The 15,797-nt window shown below is 35.7% G+C and carries 17 protein-coding genes; all 17 read left to right on the top strand.

Going from position 1 to position 15,797, the window contains the following annotated elements; translation table 11 throughout:
• The first annotated feature begins 6 nt into the window (after positions 1 to 6).
• The 17 genes from paaA (at position 7) to AC07UM_RS22595 (ending at position 15,479) form a co-directional block, all read left to right on the top strand.
• Complete coding sequence (paaA, locus tag AC07UM_RS22675) at positions 7 to 945, top strand: 1,2-phenylacetyl-CoA epoxidase subunit PaaA (protein ID WP_494685030.1); 939 nt, start codon at positions 7 to 9, stop codon at positions 943 to 945.
• Between the two features lie 103 nt (positions 946 to 1,048).
• Positions 1,049 to 1,330, top strand: coding sequence for a 1,2-phenylacetyl-CoA epoxidase subunit PaaB (gene paaB, locus AC07UM_RS22670; RefSeq protein ID WP_039364405.1), 282 nt, complete (start codon positions 1,049 to 1,051; stop codon positions 1,328 to 1,330).
• A gap of 135 nt (positions 1,331 to 1,465) precedes the next feature.
• Positions 1,466 to 2,215: a 1,2-phenylacetyl-CoA epoxidase subunit PaaC gene (paaC, locus tag AC07UM_RS22665; protein ID WP_494685029.1), complete on the top strand. Its 750-nt coding sequence runs from the start codon at positions 1,466 to 1,468 to the stop codon at positions 2,213 to 2,215.
• Positions 2,216 to 2,329: 114 nt separating this feature from the next.
• Complete coding sequence (locus AC07UM_RS22660) at positions 2,330 to 3,031, top strand: alpha/beta hydrolase (protein ID WP_494685028.1); 702 nt, start codon at positions 2,330 to 2,332, stop codon at positions 3,029 to 3,031.
• Positions 3,032 to 3,034: 3 nt separating this feature from the next.
• On the top strand, positions 3,035 to 3,499 hold the full coding sequence (gene paaD, locus AC07UM_RS22655; RefSeq protein WP_494685027.1) for a 1,2-phenylacetyl-CoA epoxidase subunit PaaD: 465 nt from the start codon (positions 3,035 to 3,037) through the stop codon (positions 3,497 to 3,499).
• Positions 3,500 to 3,632: 133 nt separating this feature from the next.
• Positions 3,633 to 5,426 (top strand): hypothetical protein, encoded by a 1,794-nt coding sequence (locus tag AC07UM_RS22650; protein WP_494685026.1) that lies wholly within the window; start codon positions 3,633 to 3,635, stop codon positions 5,424 to 5,426.
• Between the two features lie 136 nt (positions 5,427 to 5,562).
• Complete coding sequence (locus AC07UM_RS22645; protein WP_494685025.1) at positions 5,563 to 6,363, top strand: enoyl-CoA hydratase/isomerase family protein; 801 nt, start codon at positions 5,563 to 5,565, stop codon at positions 6,361 to 6,363.
• A 34-nt stretch (positions 6,364 to 6,397) separates the two neighbouring features.
• Positions 6,398 to 6,751, top strand: a complete 354-nt coding sequence (locus AC07UM_RS22640) for a four helix bundle protein (RefSeq protein ID WP_494685024.1) — start codon at positions 6,398 to 6,400, stop codon at positions 6,749 to 6,751.
• 40 nt (positions 6,752 to 6,791) lie between these two features.
• Positions 6,792 to 7,925, top strand: a complete 1,134-nt coding sequence (locus tag AC07UM_RS22635) for a 3-hydroxyacyl-CoA dehydrogenase NAD-binding domain-containing protein (RefSeq protein WP_494685023.1) — start codon at positions 6,792 to 6,794, stop codon at positions 7,923 to 7,925.
• A gap of 89 nt (positions 7,926 to 8,014) precedes the next feature.
• Positions 8,015 to 8,323: a hypothetical protein gene (locus tag AC07UM_RS22630; RefSeq protein WP_494685022.1), complete on the top strand. Its 309-nt coding sequence runs from the start codon at positions 8,015 to 8,017 to the stop codon at positions 8,321 to 8,323.
• Positions 8,324 to 8,328: 5 nt separating this feature from the next.
• A complete protein-coding gene (locus AC07UM_RS22625) occupies positions 8,329 to 8,742 on the top strand; it encodes a PaaI family thioesterase (RefSeq protein WP_494685021.1) in 414 nt (137 codons plus the stop codon).
• A gap of 31 nt (positions 8,743 to 8,773) precedes the next feature.
• Positions 8,774 to 9,469, top strand: coding sequence for a DUF6624 domain-containing protein (locus AC07UM_RS22620; RefSeq protein ID WP_494685020.1), 696 nt, complete (start codon positions 8,774 to 8,776; stop codon positions 9,467 to 9,469).
• A 51-nt stretch (positions 9,470 to 9,520) separates the two neighbouring features.
• Positions 9,521 to 10,726 carry a 3-oxoadipyl-CoA thiolase gene (pcaF, locus tag AC07UM_RS22615; protein ID WP_494685019.1) on the top strand — a complete coding sequence of 402 codons (1,206 nt, stop codon included), beginning with the start codon at positions 9,521 to 9,523 and terminating at the stop codon, positions 10,724 to 10,726.
• A 96-nt stretch (positions 10,727 to 10,822) separates the two neighbouring features.
• On the top strand, positions 10,823 to 11,416 hold the full coding sequence (locus AC07UM_RS22610) for an acyltransferase (RefSeq protein WP_494685018.1): 594 nt from the start codon (positions 10,823 to 10,825) through the stop codon (positions 11,414 to 11,416).
• An 18-nt stretch (positions 11,417 to 11,434) separates the two neighbouring features.
• Positions 11,435 to 12,262, top strand: coding sequence for an alpha/beta hydrolase (locus tag AC07UM_RS22605; RefSeq protein ID WP_494685017.1), 828 nt, complete (start codon positions 11,435 to 11,437; stop codon positions 12,260 to 12,262).
• Between the two features lie 109 nt (positions 12,263 to 12,371).
• Entirely contained in the window at positions 12,372 to 14,867 is a 2,496-nt protein-coding gene (gene paaZ / locus AC07UM_RS22600; protein ID WP_494685016.1) for a phenylacetic acid degradation bifunctional protein PaaZ, read from the top strand.
• 156 nt (positions 14,868 to 15,023) lie between these two features.
• Positions 15,024 to 15,479 (top strand): transposase, encoded by a 456-nt coding sequence (locus AC07UM_RS22595; protein WP_494685015.1) that lies wholly within the window; start codon positions 15,024 to 15,026, stop codon positions 15,477 to 15,479.
• Positions 15,480 to 15,797 lie beyond the last annotated feature (318 nt).

Here is a 15,797-nt window from a genome sequence, read left to right as displayed (position 1 = left end):
AAGATTATGGACTTAGAAAAATTTGTTGAATACGTTCACGAAGAAAATAAAGTAGAACCAAAAGATGTAATGCCTGATGATTACAGGAAATTATTGGTTCGTCAGATTTCACAGCATGCTCATTCCGAGATTGTAGGAATGCTGCCGGAGGCCAACTGGATTTCCAGAGCCCCTTCATTAAGAAGAAAAATGGCTCTTCTGGCTAAAGTTCAGGATGAAGCAGGCCACGGGCTATACCTTTATTCAGCAACTGAAACCCTAGGAAACGGAACGATCAGAGCTGATAGAGATGCTACTTATGACGATATGTTGGAAGGAAAAGCGAAATATTCGAGTATTTTCAATTACCCTACATTGAGTTGGGCCGATATTGGCGCAATCGGCTGGTTGGTAGATGGTGCAGCGATTATGAACCAGGTAATGCTGATGGGGAATTCTTATGGTCCTTATTCAAGAGCAATGGTGAAAATCTGCAAAGAAGAATCTTTCCACCAAAGACAAGGATATGAGATTCTGATGGCGCTTTGCCGTGGTACAAAACAACAGAAAGAAATGGCTCAGGCTTCGCTAAACCGTTTCTGGTGGCCAGCCCTGATGATGTTTGGTCCAAATGATGACAGCTCGCCAAACTCTAAGATCTCTATGAATTACAGAGTAAAAAGAGAAAGTAACGATAACCTTCGTCAGAGATTCATCGATGTTACCGTTTCTCAGGCTGAATTCTTAGGATTAACTATTCCAGATAAGGATCTAAAATGGAATGAGGAAAGACAACATTACGATTTCGGAGAACTTCCGTGGGGAGAATTCATGGAAATCTTAAAAGGAAACGGACCTTGCAATAAAAAGCGTATCGAAACCAAAAGAAAGGCGCAAAGAGAAAATTCTTGGGTGAAAGAAGCGGCAGCAGCTTTTGCAGAGAAGCAACAAAAAGAAGTAATATAATTTAATGTATTAATTTGAAAATATGCTAATTTGAAAATGTAACTACTGCATATTAATTTTCAAATTACCTAATTCTCAAATTTTCAAATTCTCAAATTACAATATGGCAAATTTAGATATGTGGGAAGTGTTTATTCAAACTAAGCCGGGATTATCTCACAAACACGTTGGAATTGTACAGGCACCAACAGCAGAAATGGCTTTGCAGAATGCAAGAGACGTTTATACCAGAAGAAAAGAAGGAACTTCTGTTTGGGTGGTTCCAAGTAAATATATTGTGACTTCGGAAGGGGTGGATAAAGAAGCATTCTTCGATCCGGCTGATGACAAACTATACCGTCACCCGACTTTCTACGATATTCCAAACGACGTAAAAAATATGTAGATTAATAATTTGAAAATGTAATAATTTGAAAATTTGATAATGACTTTAACCATGTTAACAATTCTCAAATTTTCAATTAAGACGATTCATCAATTTTCAAATTAAATAATTCTCAAATTTTCAAATTAAAAAATAATGAACCCATTATATAATTATTTATTAAAACTCGCAGACGACAGTTTCATTATGGGACAGCGTTTATCTGCATGGTGCGGTGAAGGTCCTTATTTGGAGGAAGATATTGCATTAACAAACATTGCATTAGATGAACTGGGTCAGGCTAATAACTTTTATGTGTATGCTTCAAGAGTAATAGACAACGGTAAAAGTGAAGATGATTTAGCCTTTTTAAGATATGAGCACGAATATGTAAATGCACACTGGACAGAGCTTCCGAATGAAGATTATGCCCACACCATTCTTAAAGTATATGTGTTGTCTGTATATCAGAAACTGATGTACGAAGCATTATCAAGCTCTGCTGATGAAGAACTTTCGGCGATTGCTCAAAAATCGTTGAAAGAAGTGAGATATCACTATACTCACTCTGCTTCCTGGATGAAGATTTTTGCTCAGGGAACAGAAGAAAGCCATGAGCGTTTGGTGAAAGCTATTGAAAATATCTGGGAATATACAAAAGGACTTTTTGCCAAAACAGAAGGTGAAGATGATCTTATTGCTTTGAATATCGTTCCGAATGCAGATGCTCTTTACGAAGAATTCATTGCGATTACAAAGAAAGATTTTGCAGATTTCGGGTTGGAATATCCTGAAAATCCTTTCATGCAGCCAAAATCAAGAACAGGATATCATACAGAGTATTTCGGATTTATCCTTTGTGAACTTCAGTATATGCAGAGAGCATATCCGGGTTGTACTTGGTAATAGGTCATGAAAAAGATGCTTCTGGGAATACTTGCTTTTTTTCTTATAGCATATGTGATGCTATGCGTAGGAGTCTATTTCTATCAGGAGAAAATTATTTTTTATCCTGAAAAGTTGCCGGAAAATTACAAGTTTAATTTTAATGGTGATTTTGAAGAAATACCGATCACAACACGGGATGATAAGCATTTGAGTTCAGTTTTGTTTAAAACTCAAAATCCCAAAGGAGTTATCTTTTATCTTCATGGAAATGGAGGTTCAATAAAAAGCTGGGGAGAAGTAGCTCAATTATATCGCAGTATGGATTATGATACATTGATACTCGATTACCGGGGTTATGGAAAAAGCGAAGATAAAATTAATAGTAAAGATCAGCTTTTTTCGGACATTGAGACTGCTTACAAAGAACTTTTGAAAAGATATCCGGAGAATAAAATTATTATTTTAGGATATTCTATAGGATCAGGGTTAGCTGCAAAAGTAGCATCAATGCACAATGCTAGATTATTGATTTTACAGGCACCTTATTACAGTATAGAAGATGAAATGAGTCAAAAATTCTCATTTCTTCCAACATTTTTGCTAAAATATAATTTTGAAACTGGTGAATATTTAAAAACCGTTCAATCACCAGTAATTATTTTTCATGGTGATAAAGATGAGGTTATTAACTATAAAGCCTCTTTACAACTTAAAAATAACTTTAAAAAAGATGATAGCCTGATTGTATTAAAAGATCAGTATCACAACGGAATAACAGATAATTTGGATTATCAGAATGCAATGAAAGAAATTCTTGATTCTGATAAAAAATAAAATATGAATCAGCTTTTAGATTTATTAAAAACAATTCCCGATCCGGAAATTCCGGTCATTGATATTGTGGAATTAGGAATCGTAAGAGAGGCACAGGTCACAGGTGAAAATACCTGTGAAGTGGTCATTACACCTACCTATTCTGCCTGTCCTGCCATGTTTACCATTGAGGAGGATATTATCAAAATGATGAAAGAAAACGGATGGGATGCGAAAGTAGTGACCAAGATGTTTCCGATCTGGACAACAGACTGGATTACTGATGAAGCGAGAGAAAAACTCCGTGTGTACGGAATCACACCTCCCGAAAAAGGAGCAGACGAACATCACATTGGGAAACCGAAAAAATGTCCGCGCTGCGGCTCTGAGCATACCAAGCAGATCAGCAGATTTGGATCAACCTTATGTAAGGCTTCTTATCAGTGTTTAGACTGCCTGGAGCCGTTTGATTATTTTAAATGTCATTAAAAATATTAAAAAGTCATTATCAAAATAAATGAGAAAATGATACGACTAGTTTTGTCGTCAGCAGCACTTAGTTTTGCTTCAGTATCATTTTTTAATGATCTTATTTAAAAATAATCAATACAAAACATTTATTATGACAAATTGCAACAGCCAGAAATTTCCATCAACATGTAATCCTTCAGATTATGGATTCAATAATTTATTTCCTCATACCGGAGAAGAAGTTTACTATCAGAAGATCCCCGGAACTAACTTGCCAGAAGATGGCGTGGTACTTATTCAAAAAGACGGAGAATATTATAAAGCTATTTTACATGAAAATACCATTAATATAGAATGGTATAGATGTAATAAAAGATATGCTAATGATGAGGAAATTATTTTAGCAGCAGTTAAGATGGCAGCTTATTTAGGAGCAACACTGAGGTTTGATGCAAGAGAGTATATTGTAAATAAAGAACTTTTATTTCATGATTATAACTGCTTCAAACTTTTGGGTGATAAACAGCATACAGTGATTACTTCTGATAGTAAAGAACGTTTCTCAGGATATTTTTTCAATTTTAATGAATGTAGTAATTTTATAATTGACGGAATTAGATTTGATCAGAAAAAAAGAGATTTAAAGATTTACTCTCAAAGTGATTATCCAAACGATTATAATGGAGGGATATTTATAACATTGTCAAATAATGTTGATATCTTTAATTGTAGCTTTTATGACCTTTATACTAGAGCAGTAAATATTTATGATTGCAGGGTAGTAGGTGGTACAATAAAAGTTAAAAATAATTATTTTGAAAGTGGAGCTCAGGACCAGAAATACAGGATGGAGCATCTTGTAATAAGCCAGTCACACGGGATTAATTTTGTCATAGAGAATAATATATTTAAAAATGAGGTGCCAAAGGATGCTGACGATATGCCATTACCTCCGGATCCTGCAAAAATGCCATCGGGTTTAAGTGCGTTTGATTGTGGTTATAACGGGTCTGTAATTGTAAATAATAATGTTTTCGAGTATTGTGGACGAAATAATGATGGAGCGCATAGGCTATTTGCAATAGATTTTTATGATAATGTAAATAACTTCATTATTTCTAATAATATTTTCAGAAATACGACATGGGGGGCAATCCGATTTGATGGGACTAAAAAAAATGCTGTTATTACAGATAATTATATTCATCAGCTTATTGCTAATGACAGTGGAATTATCAATGCTTCTGCAAAAGTAACGAATAGAGAATATGAAGACTCCTTCAAAAATATTTCAATTTGTAACAATATTATTGAAGAGGTAAATGGAATATCTTACGGAATAGGTTTGCAGTGTCAGATTGATAGTACTACTGCGGAAAATATTAATATACAGAATAATACATTTCATCGTTTAAGAACAGCGGTCGTTATGGGAGGAAATATGATGGGAGTCAATATATCAGGTAATAATGCTTCAGACATGTTTGGTCCGGTTATCGAATACTTTGCTTATTCAGAAAATGCTGAAACTAAGGTTAAAAGAATTGTTGCTCCGCTTGGGAATGTATTAATGAGCAATAATAACTTCAAATCAGGTAATGAAGGAAATAAATTTGTTGGAATTGTAATAAATGGATTTACACCAGCATCTCAGGTTGATGATAAGAGTGTTAATGATCTGACTCATCGCTTTGTTGTTTCTGATAATTTAATTTATGGAAACAGTCTTGGCTACGGAGTTATTATAAATGTAGGTGTTTCTTTAGATGGTAAAGTGACAGTTTCAGGAAATGAGATAAGTAATTTGCAAACAGGCCTTTATTTAAGAACCCATAAAACAATAGCAAAAGAGAATATTCTCTTTAACTGTAGTACAAATCCAATATTGGAAGATTATATAGATAATATTAAGTTTAATAACTATTATAATAATACACCTATATAGGATAGATTGAAGACATGAAATACAAATGACAATGAATAATGTATAGCATTGAAATATTCAGGCTTTTCATTACTAAATTGTTACTTATATATACTGTTAAATGATTATATTTATCTGATTTAAAATTGATTTTTTTATGTATACACAACTCGATATTGAAACGCATTTTGACGGGAAGCTCAAAATCGCATATCTTAATCAACCGGAAACAATGAACGCCCTTACCAAGCCGGCTTTATCAGATCTTAGAGATTTTGTTAAAGAATGTAGTGAAGACGAAACAGTAAGATGTGTTGCTATTTCTGGAAGGGGAAGAGCTTTTTGCTCCGGTCAGAATTTAGATGATGCTTTTGTACAAGGCAACGAGCATCACGATAACGATATCATCAGAAAAATTGTAGTAGACTATTACAATCCTTTGGTAACAGAGATTACGCGTTGCAAGAAACCGGTTGTAGCATTAGTAAATGGTCCTGCTGTAGGAGCTGGTGCCATGTTGGCTCTAATCTGTGACTTTGTTTTAGCGGTGGATAAATCATATTTTTCTCAGGCATTTTCAAATATCGGATTGATTCCCGATACCGGAGGAACTTATTTCTTGCCTAAACTTTTAGGCAGGCAATTAGCTAATTATTTAGCTTTTACAGGGAAAAGATTATCTGCTGAAGAATCTAAATCTTATGGTCTGGTAGCTGAAGTTTTCACTGAGGAAGAATTTGCTCCAAAATCTATGGAAATTCTTGAAAAAATGTCAAATATGCCAACTGCAGCGATAAAGCTAACCAAAAAAGCTTTTGCTCATTCGTATAACAATACATTGAAAGAACAATTAGAGTTAGAGGGAGATTTACAGCAGGAAGCAGCAGAAACAGAAGATTTTATCGAAGGGGTAAATGCCTTTTTACAAAAAAGAAAACCTAATTATAAAGGAAAATAATTAATTTGAAATGAGTTAATTTGAGAATTTGAAAATGAGAAATGACAAAGAAAATATTATTGTAAATAAGACTTTTGATTTTGCACTACATATTATTGAATTTTCAGAAGATTTATACGAAGCTAAAAAATTTCCTTTGGCAAATCAAATTTTTAAATCAGGAACTTCGATTGGAGCAAATGTTAGAGAAGCTCAAAATGCAGAAAGTAAGGCAGATTTTATTCATAAATTAAAAATTGCAGCTAAAGAAGCTGATGAAACAGAATATTGGCTTTTGCTGTGCTTAAAGTCTCCATATTTGAAATCTCCAAACGAAAAATTAATATCTGATTTAAAAGAAATTATATTAATTCTGTCTAAAATTATTTCAAGCTCAAAAATAAAATAATTTTCAAATTAGCTCATTTTCAAATTTTCAAATTTAAAATATGAATGTAGGAATTATCGGTGCCGGAACGATGGGAATCGGCATTGCACAAGTAGCCGCAACGAACGGATGCAAAGTTTGGGTGTATGACGCCAACGCAAAGCAAGTAGAAACGGCAACGGTAGGTTTGGAAAAAACATTAACCAAATTGGTGGATAAACAGAAAATTTCGGCAGAGAAAATGACTGAAATTTTAGCTAATATTTCCATTGCTACAGAATTGAAAGATTTCAAAGATTGTGAATTGGTCATTGAAGCGATTATTGAAAACAAAGACATTAAAACCAAAGTGTTTACAGAACTTGAAACGTATGTTTCGGAAAGCTGTATCATCAGTTCCAATACCTCATCTATTTCTATCACCTCTCTGGGTGCAGAACTAAAGAAACCGGAGCGTTTCATCGGAATTCACTTTTTCAATCCGGCTCCATTGATGCCTTTAGTGGAAATTATTCCATCCTTACTAACAGAAAATACGTTAGCAGAAAAAATATACAACCTCATGAAAGAATGGGGGAAAATGCCTGTTATTGCCAAAGATATCCCTGGATTTATCGTCAACAGAATTGCCAGACCTTATTATGGGGAAGGACTGAGGATTGTTGAAGAAAACATCGCTACACCAGAACAGGTGGATGATGCGATGAAAACCCTGGGGAACTTCAAAATGGGACCTTTCGAATTGATGGATCTTATCGGAGTTGATGTAAACTTTGCTGTAACAACCACTGTTTACAAAGATTATTTCTACGATCCGAAATATAAGCCGTCTCTATTGCAGCAAAGAATGTCTGAAGCAAAACTTCACGGCAGAAAAACAGGAAAAGGTTTCTACGATTACAGCGAAGGAGCAGAAAAACCTGTTGCTCAGAAAGACGATGTATTATACCAGCAGATCTTTTTAAGAATCATTTCCATGCTGATCAACGAAGCGGTTGAAGCCAAAAGATTAGGAGTTGCGAATGATGAAGATCTCGAACTGGCCATGCAGAAAGGCGTAAACTATCCGAAAGGATTATTAAGTTGGGGTAAAGAAATCGGGTATGCAAAAATCTCCGAAATCCTTCAGAGCCTTTACGAAGAATATCAGGAAGAAAGATACAGACAAAGTCCATTACTTCGTAAAATGAATTAGATAGTTTGAAAATATGCCAATTTGAAAATTGATGATATAAGGTTTTCATTTTCAAATTTTCAAATTCATTTAATTTTCAAATTAATATTATGGATATAGAAGAATTCAGAGCTGAACTGGAAACCAGGCTTTTCATTGAGAAACAGTATTTAACACAGGAAGCGTCCTCTGTAAATAGTGAAGAAAGGCTAGAACTATTAGGAAAGTTTAATGAAAAATATAAAGAGCTGATCAAAAGATTAGCCAACGAAAATGGAATTGATTTAAACGAATCATATCCCTCTGAAAATTCATCAGACTCAGAAAGTCTTTCATATGAACAAATCATTTTGGGTAAGACCATGAGTGTTTATGACAGGTTATCCGATGAGCTGTATGAAGAAATAACAAACATATAATAGAAATGAATCCAAGACAAGTAGCAGATTATATGTTCAATCAGGATTATTTTTCCCAGTGGATGAATATCAAGATGATTGAAGTAAAAGAAAATTACTGTTTAATAGAAATGCCGATTAAGAAGGATATGATTAACGGGCTTAAGACAGTTCATGGCGGAGTTACCTTTGCTTTTGCAGACTCAGCGCTGGCATTTTCTTCCAACAATACCGGAGATGCCGCTGTAGCATTGAACTGTATCATCAATTTTACCAAAGCAGGAAAAGAAGGCGATGTTTTCAGAGCAGAAAGTGTTTTGGTGAATGACACGAGAAAAACAGCCGTGTATGACATTCATATTACCAATCAAAACCAGGAACTGATTGCAAAATTTGTAGGAACAGTCTACAAAATCGGAAAGAAAGTAACCGATTTATAAAAAACTAAAACCAGGCACCAGATTAAACAAAATGAAAAAAATAATTGCACTGCTTTTCGGGATTTCAACTCTTCTGATCAACGCTCAGCAGAAAGTGAACGAAGCTTTGAAAAAAGAACTTGATGATATCATGAAGATGGATCAGGGATACAGAATGCTTTATACTTCTGATACAACGCCCGAAAAACGAAATGAGATCCTGAAAGATTTAAACATTGATCAAAAAGAATTTGAAAAGAGAGGATGGGAAATGGTAGCTGAGCATGATAGTCTGAATGTGAAGACAATCGAACGTATTATTTCTCAATATGGTTATCCGGGAAAAACACTGGTGGGTGAGCCTACCAATCATGCTGCATGGTATGTGATTCAGCATTCAACCAAAATTGCAAAATATTTTCCACTCATCAAAGAAGCCGGGGAAAAGAAGGAAATTCCTTTTACGTGGGTTGCCATGATGGAAGACCGATACCTGATGAATGAAAATAAAGAGCAGATCTATGGATCACAAGGAAAAGGTGAAATGACAAAAGATAAAGACGGAAAAACAATCTTCGTGAATTTTGTATGGCCGGTCAAAGATCTTAAGAATGTTAATAAAAGAAGAAAAGAAGCAGGGTTTGATACCACCTTTGAAGAAATCGTCAAAATAATGTTCGGACCGGATTTCAAATATGAACCCTATACTTTAGAAAAGGTTTTAGAACTAAGAAATAAAAACAAATAAATCTGGTATTGCTACCCTGTTACATTACTGGATTATTACATTAAAATATTTATGAACAACGTATACATCATAGACTATGTCAGAACTCCCATCTCAAAACTGCAGGGAGGATTATCAGAAGTAAGAGCCGATGACCTGGCTGCTATTGTTATTAAAGAAGTAGTAGCAAGAAATCCTGAAGTTCCTGTCGAGGAAATTGAAGACGTTATTTTCGGATGTGCTAATCAAGCGGGAGAAGATAACAGAAACGTTGCAAGAATGGGACTTTTACTGGCAGGTCTTCCTTATAAAATTGGAGGGGAAACTGTTAACAGACTATGTGCTTCAGGGATGTCTGCTGTAGCCAATGCATTCCGGTCTATTGCTGCAGGAGAAGGAGAAATTTATATTGCAGGAGGAGTAGAGCATATGACACGTTCCCCTTATGTGATGTCAAAACCAAGTGCTGCTTTCGGAAGAGACAGCCAAATGTTTGATACCACTTTCGGATGGCGTTTCATCAACCCTAAAATGAAAGAATTATACGGAGTTGACGGAATGGGTGAAACAGCTGAAAATTTAGCAGATATCCACCAGATCAACAGAGAAGATCAGGATAAATTTGCCCTTTGGTCTCAGCAGAAAGCGACAAAAGCACAGGAAAGCGGTCGACTGGCAGAAGAAATTGTAAAAGTTGAAATTCCTCAGAGAAAAGGCGATCCTATTATTTTCGAAAAAGATGAATTCATTAAACCTACTTCTTCTATGGAAGGGTTGACAAAACTTCGTCCGGCTTTCAGAAAAGAAGGAACGGTAACTGCTGGCAACGCTTCAGGAATGAATGACGGAGCTGCTGCTTTGATTTTAGCAAGTGAAGAAGCCGTTAAAAAATATGGTTTAAAACCAAAAGCCAGAATTTTAGGATCTTCTGTAGCAGGAGTAGAGCCAAGAATTATGGGGATAGGACCAGTAGAAGCCTCTCAAAAGCTATTGAAAAGATTAAACCTTTCTCTTGAAGATATGGATATTATTGAACTCAACGAAGCATTTGCAGCACAGGCGCTTGCCGTAACAAGAAGCTTAGGATTGAAAGATGATGATGCAAGAATAAACCCGAACGGAGGAGCTATTGCCATCGGTCACCCACTGGGCGTTTCCGGAGCAAGAATTGTAGGTTCTGCAGCAATTGAACTTCAAAAACAAGATAAAAAATATGCATTGTGTGCCCTATGTATCGGTGTAGGACAAGGATATGCAATGGTTATCGAAAAAGTATAATTAATTTGAAAGTGAGTTAATTTGAGAATTTGAAAATGTTTAAAGACATTATTAATTTTCAAATTATCCCATTCTCAGATTTTCAAATTAAAAAATATGAACATCTACTCATACCACGGAATTCGTCCCATTATAAAACGATCTGCTTACATTCATCCGCAGGCAGTGATTATTGGGAACGTAGAAATAGGTGAAGAAGTGTATATCGGTCCCAATGCAGTCATTCGTGGGGACTGGGGGAAAATTATCATTAAAGACGGAGCCAATGTACAGGAAAACTGTACTCTTCACGTTTTCCCAAATATAGAAACCATACTGGAAGAATCTGCGCATATCGGACATGGAGCGATCATTCATTCCGGGCACATTGGGAAAAACTGCTTAATCGGTATGAACTCCGTGGTAATGGATAAAGCCTATATTGGTGACGAAAGTATCGTCGGAGCATTGGCTTTTGTACCTGCCAATTTCAGATGTGAACCAAGAAAGCTGATCGTTGGAAGCCCTGCAAAAGTGATCCGTGATGTTTCTGACGAAATGATTCACTGGAAAACAGAAGGAACAAAATTATATCAGGAGCTGGCGAGAGAAGGAAAAGAAGCTATCCTGCCATGTGAACCTTTTACAGAATATGTTCAGCAGGTCCCAACGAAAATTGTGGATTACAGCATCTGGGATGATATAAAATAAAGACCATTACAATTAAATATGATTAAAAAAATTGCACTTGCATGCAGCATAATGTTTGCGGTGGGGAGTACGCTGTCAGCACAGGCTGTTGCTGCAAAACCGCTTACAATAGGAGAAGTGAGGACGATTAAGTCCAAAACATTAAATGAAGACAGAACGTTGAATATTTATCTTCCACAAGGATTTGATAAAACAAAATCATATCCGGTGATCTATTTATTGGATGGAAGTATGAACGAAGATTTTATTCACGTGACAGGATTAGTACAATTCTTTAATCAGATGTATTCCATGCCGGAAACCATTGTGGTGGGAGTTGCTAATGTAGACAGAAAAAGAGACTTTACTTTTCATACGGATTTGAAAGACTTACAGAAAGATTATCCTACAACGGGACACTCTGATAAGTTCATTGCTTTCGTTGAAAAAGAATTAAAACCTTATGTGGAAAGTCAGTTTAAAACAACAGATAAATACCTTTTTGGTCAATCTTTGGGAGGACTTTTGGCAACAGAAATCCTTTTGAAAAAACCGGAAATGTTCAATAACTATTTTATCATCAGTCCAAGTTTATGGTGGGATGATGAAAGCCTTTTAAAACAGGCAGGAACATTACTTTCAAAATCTCCGGATACTAAAAAGTTTGTCTATGTTTCTGTAGGAAAAGGAGAACATCCTGTAATGATAAAAGATGCTGAAGCTTTCTATGATGTTTTGAAAAAAGCAGGAAAGAAAAACTGGACATTAGAATATAAAATGATGGAAACAGACAATCACGCAACCATTCTTCACAGAAGTTTATATGAAGGATTGGTGAAAATGTTTCCTTATCAGGAGCCGAAATAATTTTTATCTGAGAGAATAATGTATGTTCAAACCTTATAGATCTCAAAGGCCTATAAGGTTTAGATAAGCTTATTAAAAAGAATAATCTAAGCAAAAAGTAAAAAACTATATGGAAAAGTTAAAAAACTATATCTATGGACAATGGGTAGAAGGTACCGGAAGCGGAGTTCCTTTGTACAATGCCGTTACAGGAGAACAGGTAGCTGTTTCCGATACAGAAGGGCTTAATTTTGAACAGGCTCTTGACTACGGAAGAACAGTGGGATATAAAAACCTTTCTTCAATGACTTTCTACGACCGTGGAGAAATGTTGAAAAAAGTAGCGCTTTACCTGCTGGAAAGAAAGAAGAAATATTACGACTTATCATATAAAACAGGAGCTACCCATGTGGATTCATGGGTGGATATTGAAGGAGGTTTCGGAACGTTCTTTACCTATTCAGGATTAGCAAAAAGAATGCTGCCTAACACTTCATTTTGGGTGGATGGTGATACTCAGAAAATTTCAGCTAACGGAACTTTCTTAGGAACTCATATTTTAACGCCGAGTGAAGGAGTTTCTGTACAGATCAATGCTTACAATTTTCCGGTTTGGGGAATGTTAGAGAAGTTATCTACATCATTATTGGCAGGAGTACCTTCTATTGTGAAGCCTTCACCTTTCGGATCTTACCTTACGAATGCTGTATTCCAGGACATGATTGAAAGTGGAGTATTGCCTGAGGGAGCTGTTCAGTTAGTGTGCGGTGAACCAGGAAATATTCTGGATTATATACAAGACGGAGACTCTGTGTTGTTTACAGGTTCAGCCCATACAGGAAGAAAATTGAAATCAATGCCTTCTATCGCTGGAAATGCTGTTCGTTTCAATATGGAAGCAGATTCATTGAACTGTTCTATCCTTGGATTGGAAGCAAAACCTGGAACTCCAGAATTTGACCTATTCATCAAAGAAGTTCGCAACGAAATGACGACGAAAGCGGGACAGAAATGTACGGCAATCAGAAGAATTATCGTTCCTGAGCACTTAATCGGTGATGTTCAGAATGCTTTGTCTAAAGCTTTGGATCAAACAAAAATCGGAAACCCATTAAGCAGAGAAACCAAAATGGGGTCTTTGGTGGGAAGACAGCAGTATGAAGAAGTTCTTAGAAAAGTAGACATTTTAAAATCAGAAACAGAACTTGTCTATGACGGAAAACACGAACTGGTAGATGCCGACTATGAAAACGGGGCATTTATGAGTCCGAAATTATTCCTGAATGACAAGCCTTTCGAAAAAAATATCTCTCACGATGTAGAAGCCTTTGGTCCGGTATCTACTTTGATGCCGTATAAAGATGCTGAAGAAGCAGCTGCATTGGCAAAAAGAGGAAAAGGAAGTTTGGTAGGATCTATCGTTTCTCATGACGAGAACTTTATCGCCGAAACTTCATGGAAAATGGCTTCCCAGCACGGAAGAATCTTTGTATTGAACAGAGATAATGCCAAAGAAAGTACGGGCCATGGTTCTCCACTTCCGACATTGATGCACGGAGGTCCTGGTAGAGCAGGTGGTGGAGAAGAAATGGGTGGATTGAGCGGTCTTCATTTCTTCCTGCAGAAAACAGCTATTCAGGGTTCACCAGATGTACTGAAAGCAATTACTAAAATTTATCAACAGGGAGCAGAGAAAAAATTCTCAGACAAGCATCCTTTCCAGAAATATTTTGAGGAAGTAGAAGTCGGAGACTCTTTAGAAACAGCAGGAAGAACCGTAACTGATGCAGATATCGTAAACTTCTCCAATGTTTCATGGGATCATTTCTACGCCCATACTGATGCAACAAGTTTATCGGGGACTATCTTCGATAAAACGGTAGCCCATGGATATTTCATCCTTTCAGCAGCAGCAGGATTATTCGTTTCCGGTAAGAAAGGACCTGTCATTGCTAATTACGGATTGGAAGAATGCAGTTTCTTCAAACCAGTATACGCGGGAGATACCATTACTGTTTATTTAACAGCCAAAGAAAAAATTAACAGAGGGGTAAAAGGAAGAAACATTCCTTCCGGTGTTGTAAAATGGCTGGTTGAAGTGATAAATCAAAGAGATGAGGTAGTCTGCGTAGCAACAATTTTGACATTGGTGGCAAAACAATCCCCTTTCATCGATCTGAATGTGAAAAATATTCAAAAAAGTTTGAACGGTTTGACGGAAAGCACTCCTGCACTTTGGGGTAAAATGTCTCCGCAGCAAATGATCGAACACTTGGAGAAAGCGGTCTTGGTAAGCTTTGGAGAACCAGAAGCAGAAAAATGTTTCACTCCTGAAGAAAACCTTGAAAAATGGCAGGATTCTCTTTACAATCACAGAGCTATGCCAAAAGAATTTACAGCTCCGTTTCTTCCACAGGATGGTTCACTTCCGGAACCAACACACAAAAACCTGGAAGCAGCAAAACTATCATTCATGGATAACCTGAAGAAATTTGTGATTTACTATAAAGAAAATCCACAGGCAGAGCACATGAATTATGTTTTCGGAAAACTGAATAAAGAAATGTGGGAACTGATGCACAAAAAGCATTTTACGCACCACTTCCAACAGTTTGGATTGATTTAATTCAAAATAAAATATAAATTTATAGTCCCTTTCGGTTTAAACTGAAAGGGACTCTTTTTATGGACGATTCCCCTTGTCAAGGTTTTAAACCTTGACAAGGGGAATTAATGATTCAGAATTATTTTATATTTTCAAAGTCTAAAAACACAAAATAAGATGACTGATATTAGAACTACTCCAATTGAGGCAGATTGCTTTTACCATATTTACAACCGTGGCATTAATGGAGAAGCAATTTTCAAATCAGATGGGAATTATAGGTTCTTTCTCAATAAAGTCTCGGAATTTCTTATTCCTGTCTGTGATGTATATGCATATTGTCTCATATCCAATCATTTTCATCTTTTGGTTAAGATAAAGTCTGATTTTGAACTGAGTAACTTTGTCGAAAGTCAACATTTTGACGATGCTATAAAAGCAGGTCTTCATTCTCCTCAGAATATTTTCTCAAAACAGTTTGCCCGGATTTTTAATTCTTATTCCCAAGCTTTTAATAAAGAAAATAGAAGGCATATGCTCTTATTGAATCTCCATTTAAAAGAAAAATTGATTACATCGGATGAATATTTAATTAAGGTACTAACATACAATGTTACACCATTTATTAATTAAAAAAGACAGCACTTTGCTGTCTTTATGTTTTTATTTTACCCCGCTTCTGGAATTTATTTCGTATTATATGCAAAGATAGATCATTTGCCTATACACTTTTTTACAGTATATGAGGTATAATGATAATATGATAAAGAAAACCACTTTAGTTAAAGTTAAGTTAAACATGGAAAAATGTTTCTCTATGTCATAGAAAATTCATACCTTTGCAATAAGAATACCCTTAACTGAAAATAGCTTTCAGAAGGGTGAATATTGTCTAATTTTTAAAACCTAGAAATAATATGAAATAGTTATCAAATTAAATCCAGTCAACTT

This window comes from Chryseobacterium sp. GW821-FHT04C04 (genome assembly GCF_059420365.1).
This window is presented reverse-complemented; position numbering and strand designations above follow the sequence as displayed.